Annotated in this window: 9 protein-coding genes and 1 riboswitch; of the genes, 2 read left to right on the top strand and 7 right to left on the bottom strand. The window is 32.7% G+C overall.

The window, feature by feature from the left end; translation table 11 throughout:
• Positions 1-5 precede the first annotated feature (5 nt).
• From AYC65_RS12170 to AYC65_RS12145, 6 genes are all read right to left on the bottom strand, one after another.
• Positions 6-332 (bottom strand): nucleotide pyrophosphohydrolase, encoded by a 327-nt coding sequence (locus tag AYC65_RS12170; RefSeq protein WP_059333899.1) that lies wholly within the window; start codon positions 330-332, stop codon positions 6-8.
• Between the two features lie 332 nt (positions 333-664).
• A complete protein-coding gene (locus AYC65_RS12165; protein ID WP_059333898.1) occupies positions 665-1366 on the bottom strand; it encodes a hypothetical protein in 702 nt (233 codons plus the stop codon).
• 7 nt (positions 1367-1373) lie between these two features.
• Positions 1374-5072 carry a YobI family P-loop NTPase gene (locus tag AYC65_RS12160; RefSeq protein WP_059333897.1) on the bottom strand — a complete coding sequence of 1233 codons (3699 nt, stop codon included), beginning with the start codon at positions 5070-5072 and terminating at the stop codon, positions 1374-1376.
• A 249-nt stretch (positions 5073-5321) separates the two neighbouring features.
• Positions 5322-6707, bottom strand: a complete 1386-nt coding sequence (mnmE, locus tag AYC65_RS12155; protein ID WP_034865977.1) for a tRNA uridine-5-carboxymethylaminomethyl(34) synthesis GTPase MnmE — start codon at positions 6705-6707, stop codon at positions 5322-5324.
• Between the two features lie 1308 nt (positions 6708-8015).
• Positions 8016-9785 (bottom strand): aminopeptidase P family protein, encoded by a 1770-nt coding sequence (locus tag AYC65_RS12150; protein WP_034865980.1) that lies wholly within the window; start codon positions 9783-9785, stop codon positions 8016-8018.
• Positions 9786-9929: 144 nt separating this feature from the next.
• A complete protein-coding gene (locus tag AYC65_RS12145; RefSeq protein ID WP_034866114.1) occupies positions 9930-10484 on the bottom strand; it encodes a hypothetical protein in 555 nt (184 codons plus the stop codon).
• A 357-nt stretch (positions 10485-10841) separates the two neighbouring features.
• Between AYC65_RS12145 and pruA the strand changes: the two genes are divergently transcribed.
• Entirely contained in the window at positions 10842-12467 is a 1626-nt protein-coding gene (pruA, locus tag AYC65_RS12140; protein ID WP_034865983.1) for an L-glutamate gamma-semialdehyde dehydrogenase, read from the top strand.
• A 995-nt stretch (positions 12468-13462) separates the two neighbouring features.
• Here the strand turns inward: pruA and AYC65_RS12135 are convergent.
• On the bottom strand, positions 13463-13942 hold the full coding sequence (locus AYC65_RS12135; RefSeq protein WP_034865985.1) for an Lrp/AsnC family transcriptional regulator: 480 nt from the start codon (positions 13940-13942) through the stop codon (positions 13463-13465).
• 142 nt (positions 13943-14084) lie between these two features.
• A riboswitch (cobalamin riboswitch) is annotated at positions 14085-14262 on the top strand.
• A gap of 149 nt (positions 14263-14411) precedes the next feature.
• Between AYC65_RS12135 and metE the strand changes: the two genes are divergently transcribed.
• A complete protein-coding gene (gene metE / locus AYC65_RS12130) occupies positions 14412-16730 on the top strand; it encodes a 5-methyltetrahydropteroyltriglutamate--homocysteine S-methyltransferase (protein ID WP_034865987.1) in 2319 nt (772 codons plus the stop codon).
• Positions 16731-16733: the final 3 nt, after the last annotated feature.

Below are 16733 nucleotides of genomic sequence, written 5' to 3'. Positions count from 1 at the left end.
TGGTATTACAATTCATCGTACTTATTCGATTTCCCTTTTGCCTTATCTACAGGATATTTTTCGTTGTTTCTTTGTAGTTTTTTTAAAATAATACTATTGATGTCTATATTATTTTTATTGGCAAGAAGTAAACCATACATGAATACGTCGGCTAGTTCTTCTTCTAATTTATCTTTATTAAAATCTTCATTATTTTTCCATAAAAATACTTCTAAAAGCTCAGAAGCTTCAATAGATAAGGCTAATGCTAAATCTTTTGAGTTATGAAATTGTTCCCAATCACGCTCATCACGAAATTTTAGAAGTTTTTCTATTGTACTTTTATCTATCATGAGTACTATTTAATATAAGTGAAGTTTAATCTGACATTAAAAATAATAAAACTTCAGCATAATCTTCTTGAAAATAATAGTTTATTTGAATGAAGTTTAGATATAAAGAAGTATAAGAGTTTTTAAGTTTTATATTACGATTATTGCCACCATACAACACATTTACTTGCTATGGCATATAGCTTATAATTTCAGGATAATTATATTATCTCAAAAAAGTAATCATAATACCAAAGAAAAGTATTTATTTCTCTATACAGAAAGCAGATAATATCTTGTTTATAGGTGTTTGTAAATAATTAGTATCCTATTTAGTATATTTTGTAATGAATTTACTTAGATTTTGATTCAATACAATTTTTGAGTTTAACTGAAATTTTATCTAAAATTTCAGTTAATTTTTCTTCATAAACTGAGGTGAAATTGAGTGAAATAAAAGTTCTTAAATTTTCAAGTTGTTCGTTTGTTAAATTATATTCTTTTAGTTCTCTCCCATCAAATAGACAAACTTCGATTTCATCTGAAATTTTCTTAAAAAAGTCATAGATTAATTGTTTTTCTTCCTTAGATAAACCATTCAATAGGTCTACATAGGATTCTATTATTTCTTTTTCAGCAAATTCTTTAGTTAGCTCCATGCTCAGATATTTTCTATTAATAATACCAACAGTTTTGGCGTCACTAGAGCCAGAGCCTTGATAACAATTTTGAACGTTACTAACAGATAATTCTGAATTATGAAAAATACAATTTGTAAATTTTTCCCATATACAACCAGAATACAGTGATAATATTGTATGATAACATAAAAATTCATCTCTTGGAAATATCCAATGATTTACTCCTTCTCTAATTGAGTATTCAATTCGTCCCCATGGCTTTTTATAAAAATCATCCCAAGAAATTACAATATTCTCAACCTTTGGTTCAGGTTGAACATTGTTTAGTAAAATATTAGCTATAAGATGACCAGTTTCGTGGGAAAGTACATTGATAATTAACCTGATATTTGTTTTTCGTAAAAAATCTCCCATAATCTCCTCAATAATTAGTCGTTACTCTAAATTCCTTATCATTCCACTTGTTATCATAATAGTTCTTAATTAAACCTTTAGCTTTTAACCTTTCCAAAAGAATTCTATTATATTCAGTTTTATCAAATGTTGGTTTACGATTCTTAAATAAATTGTCATAATTCCATATACTCTTCAATAAGTCGATAATATCATCATTTGTTATTTTTTCAAAATATAAATTAATTAGTAGTATTCTTTTCTCTTCTCTCAATAAATTAACAACTATATGTTTTAAAGTGTCAATACTTAATTCAATGATTTTTGATTTCTGTAAAATAATTTCCCCTACTAATTTAGAAGTTTCTTTATTGAGTGTTATTGTACTTTCATCCAATTTAGTAATGTAATAGAATTTATTTTCCAAACTAATTTTATTAGATTTCAACAATAATAAAACGTCATTTTCATCCGTTTCAAATTCACTTATATTTTCAATAAATTTTTTAAAATCCTTTTCAATTAATATAATGTGATTGTTTGGAAAATGTTCTCTTAGTAAATCATAATTTGATTTAGTAGTATTAAGTTTTTTATTTAACAAAATAAGTGCTTTTTCAACATTGAGATTATCAAAATCAATACTATTCCAATTATAATAAGTACTATTTAATAAACTGTTATAACTTTCAACTGAAAGTTCATTGCATTTGATTAAACTAATTTCAAAGTCTTTATTTTCTTTTAACAATTTTTCTTTTAACAATTTAGAATAAACATCTTCTGAATTTAGAAAATTTATAAGAATATCTGTTATTTTTTTTTCTAATAGTGTATAGTATTCAATTACATTGCTCCAATTAGGAATTACTCTTTTATGTATAAGTAACTGTGTTTTAATTTTAGTATCGTCAATATCCAATAAATCCGAAATTTTTGTTTCAACTTTTTGAATTAAATTAACTTTAGATTTACTGCTTAAATTAATGTCATTAAGTAGTTTAATGAAATTATTCTCTTCTTCAAACTTATTGTTTTCTAAATTTAAATATACATCATTAACATACTTTGTAATATTAGAATTAATATATTCAATCAATTGATTACGATCTGATTTTAGTATGGTTGTATAATTTTTATAATCAAAGTCATCCTCTTCCTCTTCCTCTTCCTCTTCAAACTTATTAGTTACTTTAATCGTTTTCTTAAATATATATAACATTTGTAAAACATTACCTTTATTTATTTTGTAGTGATTATTAATATAAACATATTCAAAAAAAAATTCAGTTTCTTCATTGGGGTTATCCAATGATTCAAACTTAGTATCTAACCCTTTCAAAAGATTTGTAATCTTATTATAATAATTTTTTCCATTATCATCTTTAACTAATGATAAAAAATGTGGATTAGTTTCAATCATTTCATTTAAAAATTTTTTACTCTGATTATTTAGTATAGTTTCGACATTGGTATAAGTAATCATTAATCTCAAATATTGATCTATTTTATTTCTATCATAAAAAGATTCTTCCACAATATATTCCCAAAAATCTTTCCAATTTTCTACTAATTTTTCAAAAAATATTTCTAATGGCCTATCTTCATTTTTAATATAATCATCAATAAACTGTATTGAACGTTCTTTTTTATTACTCAATAATTTAATTACTAAATCATATTTGATGGAATATTTGTTGTAATTTTTTCCTAAATAATCTAATAAGTCAAAATTTAATATTGCTTCTCTTTCAAAATACTTTAATTCTGCTAAATGTTTTTCTTTTAGCAAATTATCAATATTTGCTAATTTGTAATTAAATTCTGAATTAAATCTACTTTTAACATTTTGTTCAAATTTTTTATCATTTTTAGTAAGAGAACCTTCATAAAATAATGATATATAATCATTATAATTTTCATTAATATATCCTTCTAAAATTAAACTTCTTAATAGTTTTCCATCTGAAAATCTATCTAAATATTGATCAATATCAACTTCAATAAATATTTGCTTTAAATCCCAATTCTGTATTTGTGATTTTTTAGTTTTTAACTTATCTATTTCATTCTTTAATGAATTGACATTATCATTCTTTTTTGATTCAATTAATCCAACTCTTTCTTCATATGTAAATTCGGGATTAATTTCGTTTTCAATTTCAGAAAATTTAAAATCAAACTCATTATCAAATAAATCACCATAATTTCTATTCTGGTATTTATAACTCAATTTTTGTTTTGTAATTAATTCTTCAAAATCATTGTTAATAATAGTTTGGTTAATCAATGCATTTGTAGGGATTTTTGATAATATTTTCTGAAAATATATACTTTTTAATTCCTCAATATCTGTTATTGTTTCTTTCTTAATATTTTCTACTTCAACATTTTTATCCTTAATTTTTTCATCTATTTTAGTAATAATGTTTTTAATATAATCTTTCTTATTGTTTATCAATTCATATAGTTTACCTTTCTTCTTACCAAGTTCAGTAAAATCAGTTGGATATAGGTTTTTGTAAGTAACCATTGCGAATAATTCATCATTTTTTTTGATAAATTCTGGTTTTAAAGTTTTTCGGTAGATTACAAATTCTTGGAAAATGTTTGTTAATAACCTCATATCAATATCATCAATAAAGGTTGTAATATCCGATGTAAACTCTTTTGTGAAAATATTTTGTTCTAATCCTGATTCTTTTATTAGTAAACTTAGCTGTTCATCGGCATTTGAAGAATTAATAAATGGTATTACAGGAATTATATATTCAAAAAATTTAACTCTCTCTTTTCTATCCTTAAATAAATCATCTCCAACCGCGTAAACAAAGTTAATTTCCCTGTTTATTAATAATGAATTATTGAGTAATATATTGATTTCTCTTAGTTTTGTAAATATATCTGTACTATCAAATCTATCTAAATCTTCAATTATTACAACATCGTATTTAGTACGTTCAAAAAAGTATAAAATCTCTTCTAAATGTTCATTGAAAACAGATTTGTTAATATTATCACCCAACTCTAATTCTCCTTTAATATTTACTTTATTAATTTTTGAATTACTAAATAAATTAATAACGAGTTTAGATAATATTCCTAAACCACTAAGTGAAATCAAAAAAATTGGTAAACTCCACCAATCAAAACTTTCCTTTGTACTCCAATTAGCTGGATTAATTCTATCTAAGTAATTATATTTCAAAAGTAAAATTGTAGAAACTACCCATAAAACAAATCCCATAGAGATTCCAAATATTCTCAAACCCGAAATATTGTCGATTCTTTTAAATCGAGATTCTGGAATTTGTTGTGGTTTAACATGATAGAATATTTGTTGTAATATGCTTACTTCTAATAGTCTTTCTAATTCTTCTTTTTGTCTCTTTTTTTCACTTTGTAAAATAGACTTGTCTTCTTTATCTTCCTCATTTTTTTTATTAAATGAAGCTAATGATATATTCAAAAATGAATATTGTTGATTTTGCGACTGAAATGTTTTTATAATTGTACTTTTCCCAGAACCATATCCTCCTGTTAAAGCGATATTACTGATTCCTTCTGTTTCTATGGTTTCCTTAAGCTTATCCAAATAAGGCTGGATATTTTTAATATCTTCTTCTTTGGTTAATATTTTAGGAGCAAGTGAACTAACTAAAGTATTTTTCACTTCTACTTCAGCTGTTTTACTCTTCAAAAAAAACAAAAATAAATTTCTCTTCATGGTTTATAGAAACTAAGTATTATTACAAATTTAATTAAAAATCTCCTCTTTATAAAGAGGAGATCAGACTAATTGGATAATAAATTTTATTTGGAAATACTCTTTCCTATACATCAATATTTTCTAGAAGATAGCCTATCTATTTTTGGATGGATTACTATTAAACACAAAAAAAATGACTGAAAGCCACTTTCATATTTTCTAAAATTACTATAAACGATAGATTTAATAAATATTATCCAATAAAGACTACTTCCCGATACAAAACTTACTAAAGATATTTCCCAGTACCTCGTCGTTTGTAAATTCCCCGGAGATTTCACCAAGGTATTCTATAGCATTTCGGAGTTCGTAGGCGAGGAGTTCGGTAGTAATCTGTGAAGAAACCGCTTCTTTTACCCGATTAACAGCATCCAGAGATCTTTGTAGAGCTTCGAAGTGACGTTGATTGGTAATCACTACATTGCCTTCTTCGGATTTCATTTGCTCTACAAAAGAGGATAACTCATTTTTAAGCTCCTGAATATTGCGGTTTTCCAGTGCCGATATTTTTATAAAATCAAAAGGATGGTTAATCTCTTTGCGGAAAAGATTTTCAATAGCCTCAAACTGTGTAGGAACAACTTCGTCTATTTTAGTAAGGCAGATAATTAATTCCAGTTTGTCGCGTAGCAGGGATCTCAACATCTCGAAATCTTCAGAGAAATCAGCTGTTGCCGCATCAGCAAGGTAAACCAGTACTTCTGCTTGTGCTACTTTTTCTTTAGCTTTTTGTACACCAATCGCCTCAATCTCATCCATTGTCTCACGAAGACCAGCCGTATCAATTAGTCGGAAAGCATGACCTTTGATGTGTAAAACTTCCTCAATCGTATCACGGGTGGTTCCGGCAATATTGCTGACAATAGCGCGCTCTTCTTTTAGTAATGCGTTTAGTAATGTCGATTTTCCAGCATTGGGTTTACCGATAATAGCTACGGCAGTACCATTTTTAATGGCATTTCCATATTGGAAACTCTCGATAAGAGAACTGAGTTTATATTCTATTTTATTCAACAGCCCGCTGAGTGCAGTTCTGTCCGCAAACTCTACATCTTCCTCAGCAAAGTCCAATTCCAGTTCAATCAGTGAAGTGAAGTTCAGTAAGTCTGTACGCAATAAAGAGATTTCCTGAGAGATACCACCTTTCAGCTGATTCAAAGCCACTTTTCTGGAAGCTTCATTTTCAGAAGCGATAAGATCGGCAATAGATTCCGCCTGTGAAAGGTCGATTCTGCCATTCATAAAAGCACGAAGCGTAAATTCTCCGGCTTTTGCCATACGGGCACCGTTTTTAATCAGCACCTCCAGTATTCTTTTGGCAATGTGTGGCGAACCATGAAAAGAGATTTCCACAGAGTTTTCGGTGGTAAAAGTTTTTGGAGCATGAAATACCGCAACCATTACCTCGTCGATTACTTCATCTGCATCTTTTATAAAGCCATAATGTACGGTATGAGAAGTTGCCTTTTCCAGGTTTTTACCTTCAAATACAGTATTTACAATACGAAAAGAATCGTCTCCGGAAACCCGGATCACCCCGATAGCACCCATTCCGTTGGCAGTAGCTAAAGCACAGATAGTCTCTTTATTCATAAGTGCAAATTTACGGCTTTTTTCATTGGTATTGTAAATGGCTTATTTTGGAAATGCATATCGTCAGTTCGAGTGAAATTATTAGTAGTGAAGTGGAGAATAATTCTGTATCGAGAATTCCTTTTTAACATTAAGGAATTTATTTTTAACACGAAGGCACAAAATAGGTTTATGCTTGTTATATTTTTAAGGCACGAATTGCTTCGCAATATTTTATAGGTTAGTGAAATTTTCGGTTATGACTCAGGGGATATCCATTTTGAATCTCTGAAAATCTTTGATTTTCCTGTGCCTTAAAAGCAGTGTTATGCCAAGATCACTTTTGTGCCTTTGTGTTTATAAACTTTTCTAAATGCAAAGATTTTTTTGCCCGTTATGCTGCTTTAAGGAACGCGAAGCCACTAACGCTTAGCAATGAACTTAACTGCCTTAATGCCTAAATGATGAAAATAATTTTACCTTTAGGCGAAATCTTTGTGTCCTGTAAACAGTAGCATATCAACGATACTTTTGTGCCTTTGTGGTTAATCAATTTCTCGATACACGCCACTTAGTTTCGCACTCGAAGTGGTAGAATATATAAACCACATAGATACATAGGTTTTTATACAGCGAAGAGTTACATAGATTACTAAAGTAATACACATCAGTGTACTACAAAAACTTATGGCCAGGGAAATGTAGGCGTTAAGAATTGTGGAGTTATTTTCGTTAAAATATGGATCGCAAAGATCGCAAAGTTTTCTTTCTTGCTATAATGTTTTAAAGTAATGCAAAACTGTAATAATTACTGAAAGCTTAACTGTCTTAATATCTAAATGATAGAATTATTTTTAGTTTTTCTAATTGTATTCTTAAACTTTTGGCTTGATCCAAAAGTTACAAAAGATCAAGCCTTAGTTTCTCGGCAGTCAAACTAGCTTTCAATCTCTAAAATGCTCAGAACTCGCTATGCTCAAACAATGATCATTTTTTAATGAGCTTTTCAAGCTTTTGACACTCGCCTGCAAAACTGAAGGCGCTTTTAAATGTCGAGTTTAAACAAGAATGCGAAGCCACTAACGCTTAGCCATGAACATAATGCCTAAATGATGAAAATAATTTTACCTTCAGGTGAAATCTTTGTGCCCTAAAAGCAGTGGCATATCAACAATATTTTTGTGCCTTTGTGGTTAAATAACTTCTCGATACATGCCGCTTCGTTTCGTACTCGAAGTGATGGATATCGTTCCCTTTTATGATATTGACAAAACAAAAAATCTCGTAGCCAGGCTACGAGATTTTAATATTGTTGAAAAGTTCTATTGACTATAACGGACTTACTAATTCCAAGAACCAGTTTTTAACATCCTCTTCAAGATGAGGAGCAAGTTTCTCTTCACAAGTTTTATGGTAGCTGTTCAGCCACTGAATTTCATCTGCAGAAAGAATTTCCTTTACAATAATATCCTTAAAGAATGGGCATAAAGTTAACGTCTCAAACTCATAGAAAGTATTCCATTCTGTTGTTTCAGCCTCTCTTACTGCAATAAGGTTTTCATGACGAATACCATACTGATTAACTACATAATAGCCGGGTTCGTTAGATAATACCATTCCCGGAAGCAATTCTTGTGGATTAAGGTCTTTACGAATACTCTGAGGACCCTCATGAACATTCATAAAACTTCCTACACCATGTCCGGTTCCGTGATTGTAATCTTTCCCAGCCATCCATAGTGGTAATCTTGCAAAGGCATCCAGTTGTACACCTCTGGTTCCTTTCGGGAACTTCACCATAGAGAGTCTGATCATGCCCTGTAATACCAATGTTGAGTCTTTCTTGAACTCATCAGTCACAGCTCCTAATGCCAAAGTACGGGTGATATCGGTTGTCCCTTCAAGGTACTGACCGCCGGAATCTACAAGGATACTGCTGTCATTGGTTACCTCCTTGCTACCTTCAGCTTTTGCTGAGTAGTGGATAATGGCACCATTACCTTTATAACCGATAATGCTGCCAAAACTTTCACCTACAAAGTTAGCACCTTCTGCACGGAAGCCTCTTAGTTTTTCACCAATGCTGTATTCGTTCATCGGTTCTTTACCTGCCTGATGTGTTAGCCAATACAGAAATTTTACCATAGCAACACCATCCCTTTCCATTACGGTACGGAAACCATTTAATTCAGCTTCATTTTTCTGAGCTTTCATCAGATTTCCCGGAACAGCAGTTTTGATGAAGGTATTGGCATCCTTTAATGTATCGAAAACAGACTGATTGCTGTTTGGTGAAACAAGTATATTTTGTTGTTTTATTTGTCTCAGGTGATTGAAAAATTCATCATAAGGCATCATCTTCACTCCAGACTCATCCATTTGCCTGCGGGCATCGGTATCCAATTTTTCAAGATCAGTGAAAAGGATAGCATCATTTTTAGACAGTACAATATAACCTAAGAATACAGGATTAGACTGTACGTCACTTCCTCTAAGGTTCAATGTCCATGCTACATCATCCAGACTGGAAATAATATGTACATCAGCATGCTGATCTTCCATCTTCTGGCGGATAGTTGCAATTTTATCTGAAACCGACTGTCCGGCTCTTTCTACCGGATGTACATAGATTGGATTTTTTGCTGCAATGCCACGATCTGTCCAGATCTCTTTAAGTAAAGGAAGATCTGTTAGAGTAATATTTTTAGCACTGAATTTTGAATCAAGAGCCTCCCAGTTGCTGTGAGAAGTAGCCAATGCATTTACTGCTACTTTACCACCTGCAGGGATTTCAGAAATAATCCAGTCGATATAGTTTGGAGTTCCTTCGATACCATCTTTGAATAAATCGATACCCGAACCTTCCAGTTCAATAGGAGCTTGTGTAAAATACCTTCCGTCAGTCCATAGTCCGGCTTTGTCTTTGGTGATAACCACAAAACCTGCGGAACCTGTAAAGCCTGAAAGCCAAGATCTTTCCTGCCATTCCTGAGGTAAGTATTCACTCATATGTGGGTCTGCTGAATAGACAATGAAAGCGTCGATATTATTGTTGTGCATAGCGCTACGCAATGCTGCAATTTTTTCTTTTGAAGTCATAACTAAGATTGAATTTTGCGGGGTGAAGTTACGAAATTAGAAGGGGATTCTATACTATTTTGGAATGTGAATTTCTCATAAGATCGTGGTTTACTATGGTAATTCAATTCTTACTTTTAATCAATTATTTACAGATGATATATATTATTCCTGGTCATACTTCTGAAGAATATTAAACATACTTTCATTTGTTAATTTAGTGATTTCAATTTCTGCAGCTAGCTCGGGTTTAGATTTTGTTGCTTCAATAAGCTTTTTCTTAATATTATTAAAAAGTCCCATTTTATAAATTTGTCCCTTATCATCTACTAGGTAATCAAAATATTGTATCGAAGAGTCATAAAGGTTTTGTGAAATAGATCTATACCATTTTATTTTAGTTCCGTCATACATTACTTCTTTTAAAGCTTTACCATCATTGACATAGATTCTGTTTTTACCCTCAAGATCTGTGAATTTTAACTCTTTTACATTTTCGGCTTTAATTTTCTCAATTTTTTTTCCATTGTCATCTACAAGTAGTAATGCTCTGTAAAAGCTGGCCTCGTTTATAAGCTTTGTATAGAAAATATTAGTGTAGATTTTTATTTTTGAGTTAATTGTAGTATTGTCACTTTTGGTTATTGATGCATCAATATATTTTTGAGAGAAACTAAATGTTGATATCAAAATAAATAGAATAATAAAGCTTTTTTTCATTTTAATTGGTTTTATAATATATCCGCTAAAGTAAAAAATATTGATAAGGACAAACAGGAAAATCAAAAAAATAATGAAACAAAGTTTTTGCTGTTTTTAATAGGATAATATTGTTGTGAAAATAATCATAATATAAAGAGCTATAGCTGTTTTCGAAGCAATGTTTTCATAGTTGGAACCTACATAAATATATCCTTTTTTTATGAGGAAATTTTTATTTGAATTATGCTTTAGCTATTTGCATATTATATACTTTTTATTTGTTTTTACCCCGCAGGTAGGAATAGATATTTTATCTGATATATTTTAAGAAGTGGCTTTTATGTCGTAAATTTGTGAGAATAAATCTAAAAAATTATGTCAAAAGCAATTTCGCAAGTGCCTTTTGCACAAAACGAACCGGTAAAAACTTACGCTCCAGGCTCTGAAGAAGTGAAAAGCCTGATCGCTACATACAAAAAAATGTATGCTGAAGAACTGGAAATTCCAATGGTTATCGGTGGGAAAAACGTTACGACTAAAGAAAAAGTAACAATCCATCCACCACACGACCACAAACATACTGTAGGCTTTTACCACCAGGGAACTATGAAGCATGTTGATGAGGCTATTAAAGTAGCATTAGCAGCTAAAAAACAATGGAATGACCTTGGATGGGAGCAAAGAGCAGCGATCTTCTTGAAGGCGGCAGATCTTATTGCCGGACCTTACAGAGACAGAATCAACGCAGCTACAATGATCGGACAGTCTAAGAATGTTCATCAGGCAGAAATTGATGCAGCTTGTGAATTAATTGACTTTTTGCGTTTCAATGTAGAGTTTATGACTGAGCTTTATGCTGAGCAGCCAATATCTGATGCAGGAATTTGGAACAGAGCTGAATACAGACCTTTAGAAGGCTTCTGTTTTGCAGTAACGCCGTTTAACTTTACAGCTATTTCTGCTAACTTACCATCATGTATGGCATTGATGGGTAACGTTGTGGTATGGAAGCCATCTGATAAGCAGGCTTACTCTGCACACGTTATTATGGAAGTATTCAAAGAAGCTGGTGTACCGGATGGTGTAATCAACATGATCTTCACTGATGGCAAAGAAACAGCTGAGAGAGTATTGGCTCACCCTGATTTTGCAGGTCTTCACTTCACAGGTTCTACAAAAGTATTCCAGGGAATGTGGAAAATGATTGGTGACAATATCCATAACTATAAATCTTACCCAAGAATCGTTGGTGAAACTGGTGGTAAAGACTTTGTAATGGCTCACCCGTCTGCTGATGTTGAAGCTTTGGCTACAGCGTTAGTACGTGGTGCTTACGAATATCAAGGACAGAAATGTTCTGCAGCTTCCAGAGCTTACATTCCTAAATCTATCTGGAAAGATGTGAAGAAGGTAATGGAAAAACAAATGAAGACTATCAAAGTAGGAACTACTGAAGATCCGTCTAACTTTGTAAATGCAGTAATCGACAGAAACTCTTTCGATAAGTGTAAAGGTTACATCGACAGAGCTGAGAAAGCTAAAGATGCTGAGGTAGTTATCGGTGGTAAGTGCGATGATAAGAAAGGTTACTTTGTACACCCAACTGTTATCGAAACAACAAACCCACACTACGAAAGTATCGAGCAAGAGATCTTCGGACCAATCTTAACAGTTTATGTATATGAAGACAAGAAATGGGCTGAAACACTTCAGTTAGTAGACAGTACTTCTCCATATGCATTAACAGGTTCTATCTTCTCTCAAGATCGTTATGCAATCAACGAAGCTTACAAAGCATTAGAAAATGCTTCCGGTAACTTCTATATCAACGATAAGCCAACAGGAGCAGTAGTAGGTCAGCAGCCTTTCGGTGGTAGCCGTGCTTCTGGTACTAACGATAAAGCAGGATCTAAAATGAACCTTCTTCGTTGGGTATCTGCAAGAAGTATTAAGGAGACTTTTGTTCCGGCAAAAGACTACAAATACCCTTATTTAGGTTAATATTCAACCAAATATATTATAAGAGCCCTGGATTTCCGGGGCTTTTTTGTTTTAATAAAAAGGTTATAAAGGTTATGGATGTTATGAAGTTATAACTGTTAGTTGCAAAAGCGTAAATGTGTTTAATCTGTTTGGGAATTATATTTAACACTAAGGCACAAATAACTTTTACTTTTTGAATGTTGGCTAAGGCACGAATTGCTTCGCAATATCTGATTCTTTATAGCCTTGGCAAGGATTTAAACCTTGCCAAGGCTGATAATTATCTTAATGCCTAAATGATGAAAATAATTTTACCTTCAGGTGAAATCTTTGCGTCCTAAAAGCAGTGATATACCAACAATACTTTTGCTCCCTTGTAGTTAAACAACTTCTCGATACACGTCACTTTGCTCCGCACTCGAAGTGATGGGATTACCTATTTTGAAAGTACATGTCGTCAGTTCGAGTGAAATTATTAGTAGTGAAGCAGAGAATGATTTTGTATCGAGATCTCTTTTTAAACTTTAAGGAATTAAGATAGTTTAGAATTAATCGCAAATTCGCCAAGGAATTTATTTTTAACACTAAGGCGCAAAACAGGTTTATGCATGTTATATTTTTAAGACACGAATTGCTTCACAATATTTTATTCTTTATGGCCTTGTCAAGGTTTTAAACCTTGACAAGGCTACTGATTATCTTAATATCTAAATGGTGAAAATAATTTTACCTCTAGATAAAACCTTGATATCCTAAAATCAGTGGTATGTTAATAATACTTTTGTGCCTTTGTGTTTATAAACTTTTCTAAACGCGAGGTTTTATTTCCTGTTATACTGTTTTAAAGGAGTGCAAAGTTGCTAACACCTAGCAATGACTGTTGAGAACTTAATTTTCTTAATTTCTAAATGGTAGAAATAGTTTTACCTTCACGTGAAGTCTTTGTGCCCTGAAAACTGTGATATACAAACATTACTTTTGTGCCTTTGTGGTTAAATAAACCAGGTTACAACTTATAATGCTCTACCTTCAAAAGGCTGTACGCCGTACGTATTCTTTACTTCAGCCATTACAAAAGTACTATGTGTATTTCCGATACTGGTAAGTGACCCCAGTTTGTTGAAAACAAAATCCTGATAATGCTTCATATCCCGTGCATGAACTTTTAGCAGAAAATCATAATCACCGGAGACATTATAACATTCCACCACTTCATCAATATTGTGAATATCATCGACAAAAGTATGGCCGATATTACGGTCATGCTGCTTTAACCGGATATTGCAAAAAACAATCAGTCCTTGATTCAGTTTCTCTGCGTCCAAAATGGCAATATACTTCTTGATATATCCTTCTTTCTCCATTCGTCTGATTCTTTCAAAAACCGGAGAAGGAGACAGGTTTACCTGTGCTGCCAATTCTTTTACGGTAAGTTTCGAGTCATTATGAAGGATTTTCAGCAGGCGTAAATCGGTATCATCCAGTTGAAGCATAGAATAATTTTTGGTTAAAGGTACAATATTTTACCATTGAAAGAATAATATTCTGGATAAATACTATTTGTAATTTATTATGCTGAATTTAACCTGTTATTATGGAATATAAATTGGCTAAACTAACTTTGTGAAAAATAAAAATAGATCTGTAGAAACTGGTTTTACTTAATAGTAAATGAAAAGGGAATCATGTGAAAATCATGAGCTGTCGCGCAACTGTGAATACCTTACAAAGTTTTATCCACGATCCACTGTGTATGCGGGAAGGAGGATAAAATGGTATAAGTCAGGAGACCTGCCAATTTCTGAACAGGCAACTACTCTCGCGATTTGGAGTTGTGGTCTTACAGTACTTTAGTTTGTGGATTATCCGCAGACAATGGACTTATACTACTGCTTACGGCCTATAGGCGTGTGAGAGTTGTCTGGCTGTAAATACAGGAGATAACTAATAAAATATAATAAAATGCAAACACACAACCTGGGTTACCCGCGTATCGGGAAAAAGCGAGAGCTGAAAAAAGCCTGTGAACAGTATTGGTCCGGAAAGATTATTCAGAAAGAATTACTGGATGTAAGCCGCAGAATTATCAATGAAAATCTGAAATTACAACAGGAAGCAGGTATAGACTTTATTCCGGTTAACGATTTTTCGTTTTACGATCATGTATTGGATATGACGCTTACCTTGGGAGCTATTCCGCAGCGTTACCACGATGTAATCCTGAATAAAGCAAACAACGAGCTGGATCTTTATTTTGCAATGGCACGTGGTTACCAGAAAGATGGCTTGGATATCACAGCTATGGAGATGACAAAATGGTTTGATACCAACTATCATTATATTGTGCCGGAGTTCAGTAAAGGACAGAGTTTTAAATTATTATCCAACAAGATTATCAATGAGTTTATAGGTGCCAGGCAGATAGGAATAAATGCTAAGCCTGTAATATTAGGACCGGTTTCTTATTTATTATTAGGGAAAGAAAAAGAAGAAGGTTTTGAAAAATTGGACCTCATTGATAATCTGTTGTCGGTATACCTGGAAATCCTGAAATCTTTACAATCTCATGGAGCAGAATATATACAAATCGATGAACCTTTCTTAGCGCTGGATCTTACAGATAAAGCAAAAGAAGCCTATACTGCTGTATATGCTAAAATTCAGAAAGAACTTCCGAACCTAAAAATTATCCTGACTACTTATTTTGAAGGCTTGGAAGACAATCTGCCTTTAGCATTATCCTTACCTGTAGATACATTGCATGTGGATTTGATAAGAAAGCCTGAGCAGTTAGAAAATATACTGGCGGCTATACCTGAGAATCTGAAACTTTCTCTGGGGGTTGTGGACGGAAGAAATATCTGGAAGAATGATTTTGAAAGTTCACTTCAACTAATCAGAAAGGCAAAAGAGCAACTAGGGGAGAAACGTATACTGATTGCACCGTCCAGTTCGTTGTTACACGTGCCATATGATTTGGATCTGGAAACAAAAGAAGAAAGCTTACCAGCGGAAATAAAACAATGGATGGCTTATGCCAAGCAGAAGATAAAAGAAGTAGCACTACTAAGAGATCTGTCTTCAGAAAATCCTTCTGCTGAAAGTCTAGTTGCTTTCGGGGAGAATAAAAAAGCTATAGAAAATAAAAGAATTTCGACGCTGATTCATGATGCGAAAGTGCAACAGCAAATGGATGCACTGGATGCTGTACCGGTATCCCGTCAGTCTGCGTTTACGCAACGTAAAGTACAACAGCAGGAAATATTAAAACTGCCTTTATTCCCTACTACAACTATTGGTTCTTTTCCACAGACAAAAGAAGTGAGAAGCTGGAGATCACAGTTTAAGAAGGGAGAAATATCTGCAGAACGTTATACTGATTTGCTGAAAGAAGAAACGAAAAATACCATCCAACGTCAGGAGAAAATCGGTATCGATGTATTGGTACATGGAGAATTCGAAAGAAATGACATGGTGGAGTATTTCGGGGAGCAGCTGAAAGGTTTTGCTTTCACAGAAAACGGATGGGTACAAAGCTATGGAAGCCGTTGTGTAAAGCCGCCGGTAATTTATGGTGATGTTTCGCGTCCGGAGCCTTTAACGGTATTCTGGTCTCAGTATGCACAGTCTTTAACTTCCAAATGGGTAAAAGGAATGCTTACAGGTCCGGTAACTATATTGCAATGGAGCTTTGTTAGAAACGACCAATCACGTAAAGATACTGCGAATCAGATTGCATTGGCTATTCGTGATGAGGTTTTGGATCTGGAAAAAGCAGGAATCAGAATTATTCAGATCGACGAGCCTGCAATAAGAGAAGGATTGCCACTGAGAAAGAAAGATGCAGCAGTATATCTGAAATGGGCTGTTTTGGCATTCCGTATTTCGGCTTCTTCTGTAAAAGATGATACACAGATTCATACACACATGTGCTATTCTGAATTTAACGATATTATCAATCATATTGCAGACATGGATGCAGATGTAATTACGATAGAGTGCTCTCGCTCTCAGATGGAATTATTGGATGCATTTGCCGATTTTGAATATCCGAATGATATAGGACCTGGTGTTTACGACATCCATGCACCACGTGTGCCATCGAAAGAAGAAATGGTAAAACTTCTGGAAAAGGCTGCCAAAGTTATTCCTTCCAGTCAGCTTTGGGTAAATCCGGATTGTGGTTTAAAAACCAGAGGTTGGGACGAAACTGAAAAAGCACTGATTGAAATGGTTAATGCTGCGAAAGAAATGCAGAAAGAATTTGCTGCAATAGTTTAATTT

It is taken from the genome of Elizabethkingia bruuniana (assembly GCF_002024805.1).
Lineage (GTDB): Bacteria > Bacteroidota > Bacteroidia > Flavobacteriales > Weeksellaceae > Elizabethkingia > Elizabethkingia bruuniana.
This window is presented reverse-complemented; position numbering and strand designations above follow the sequence as displayed.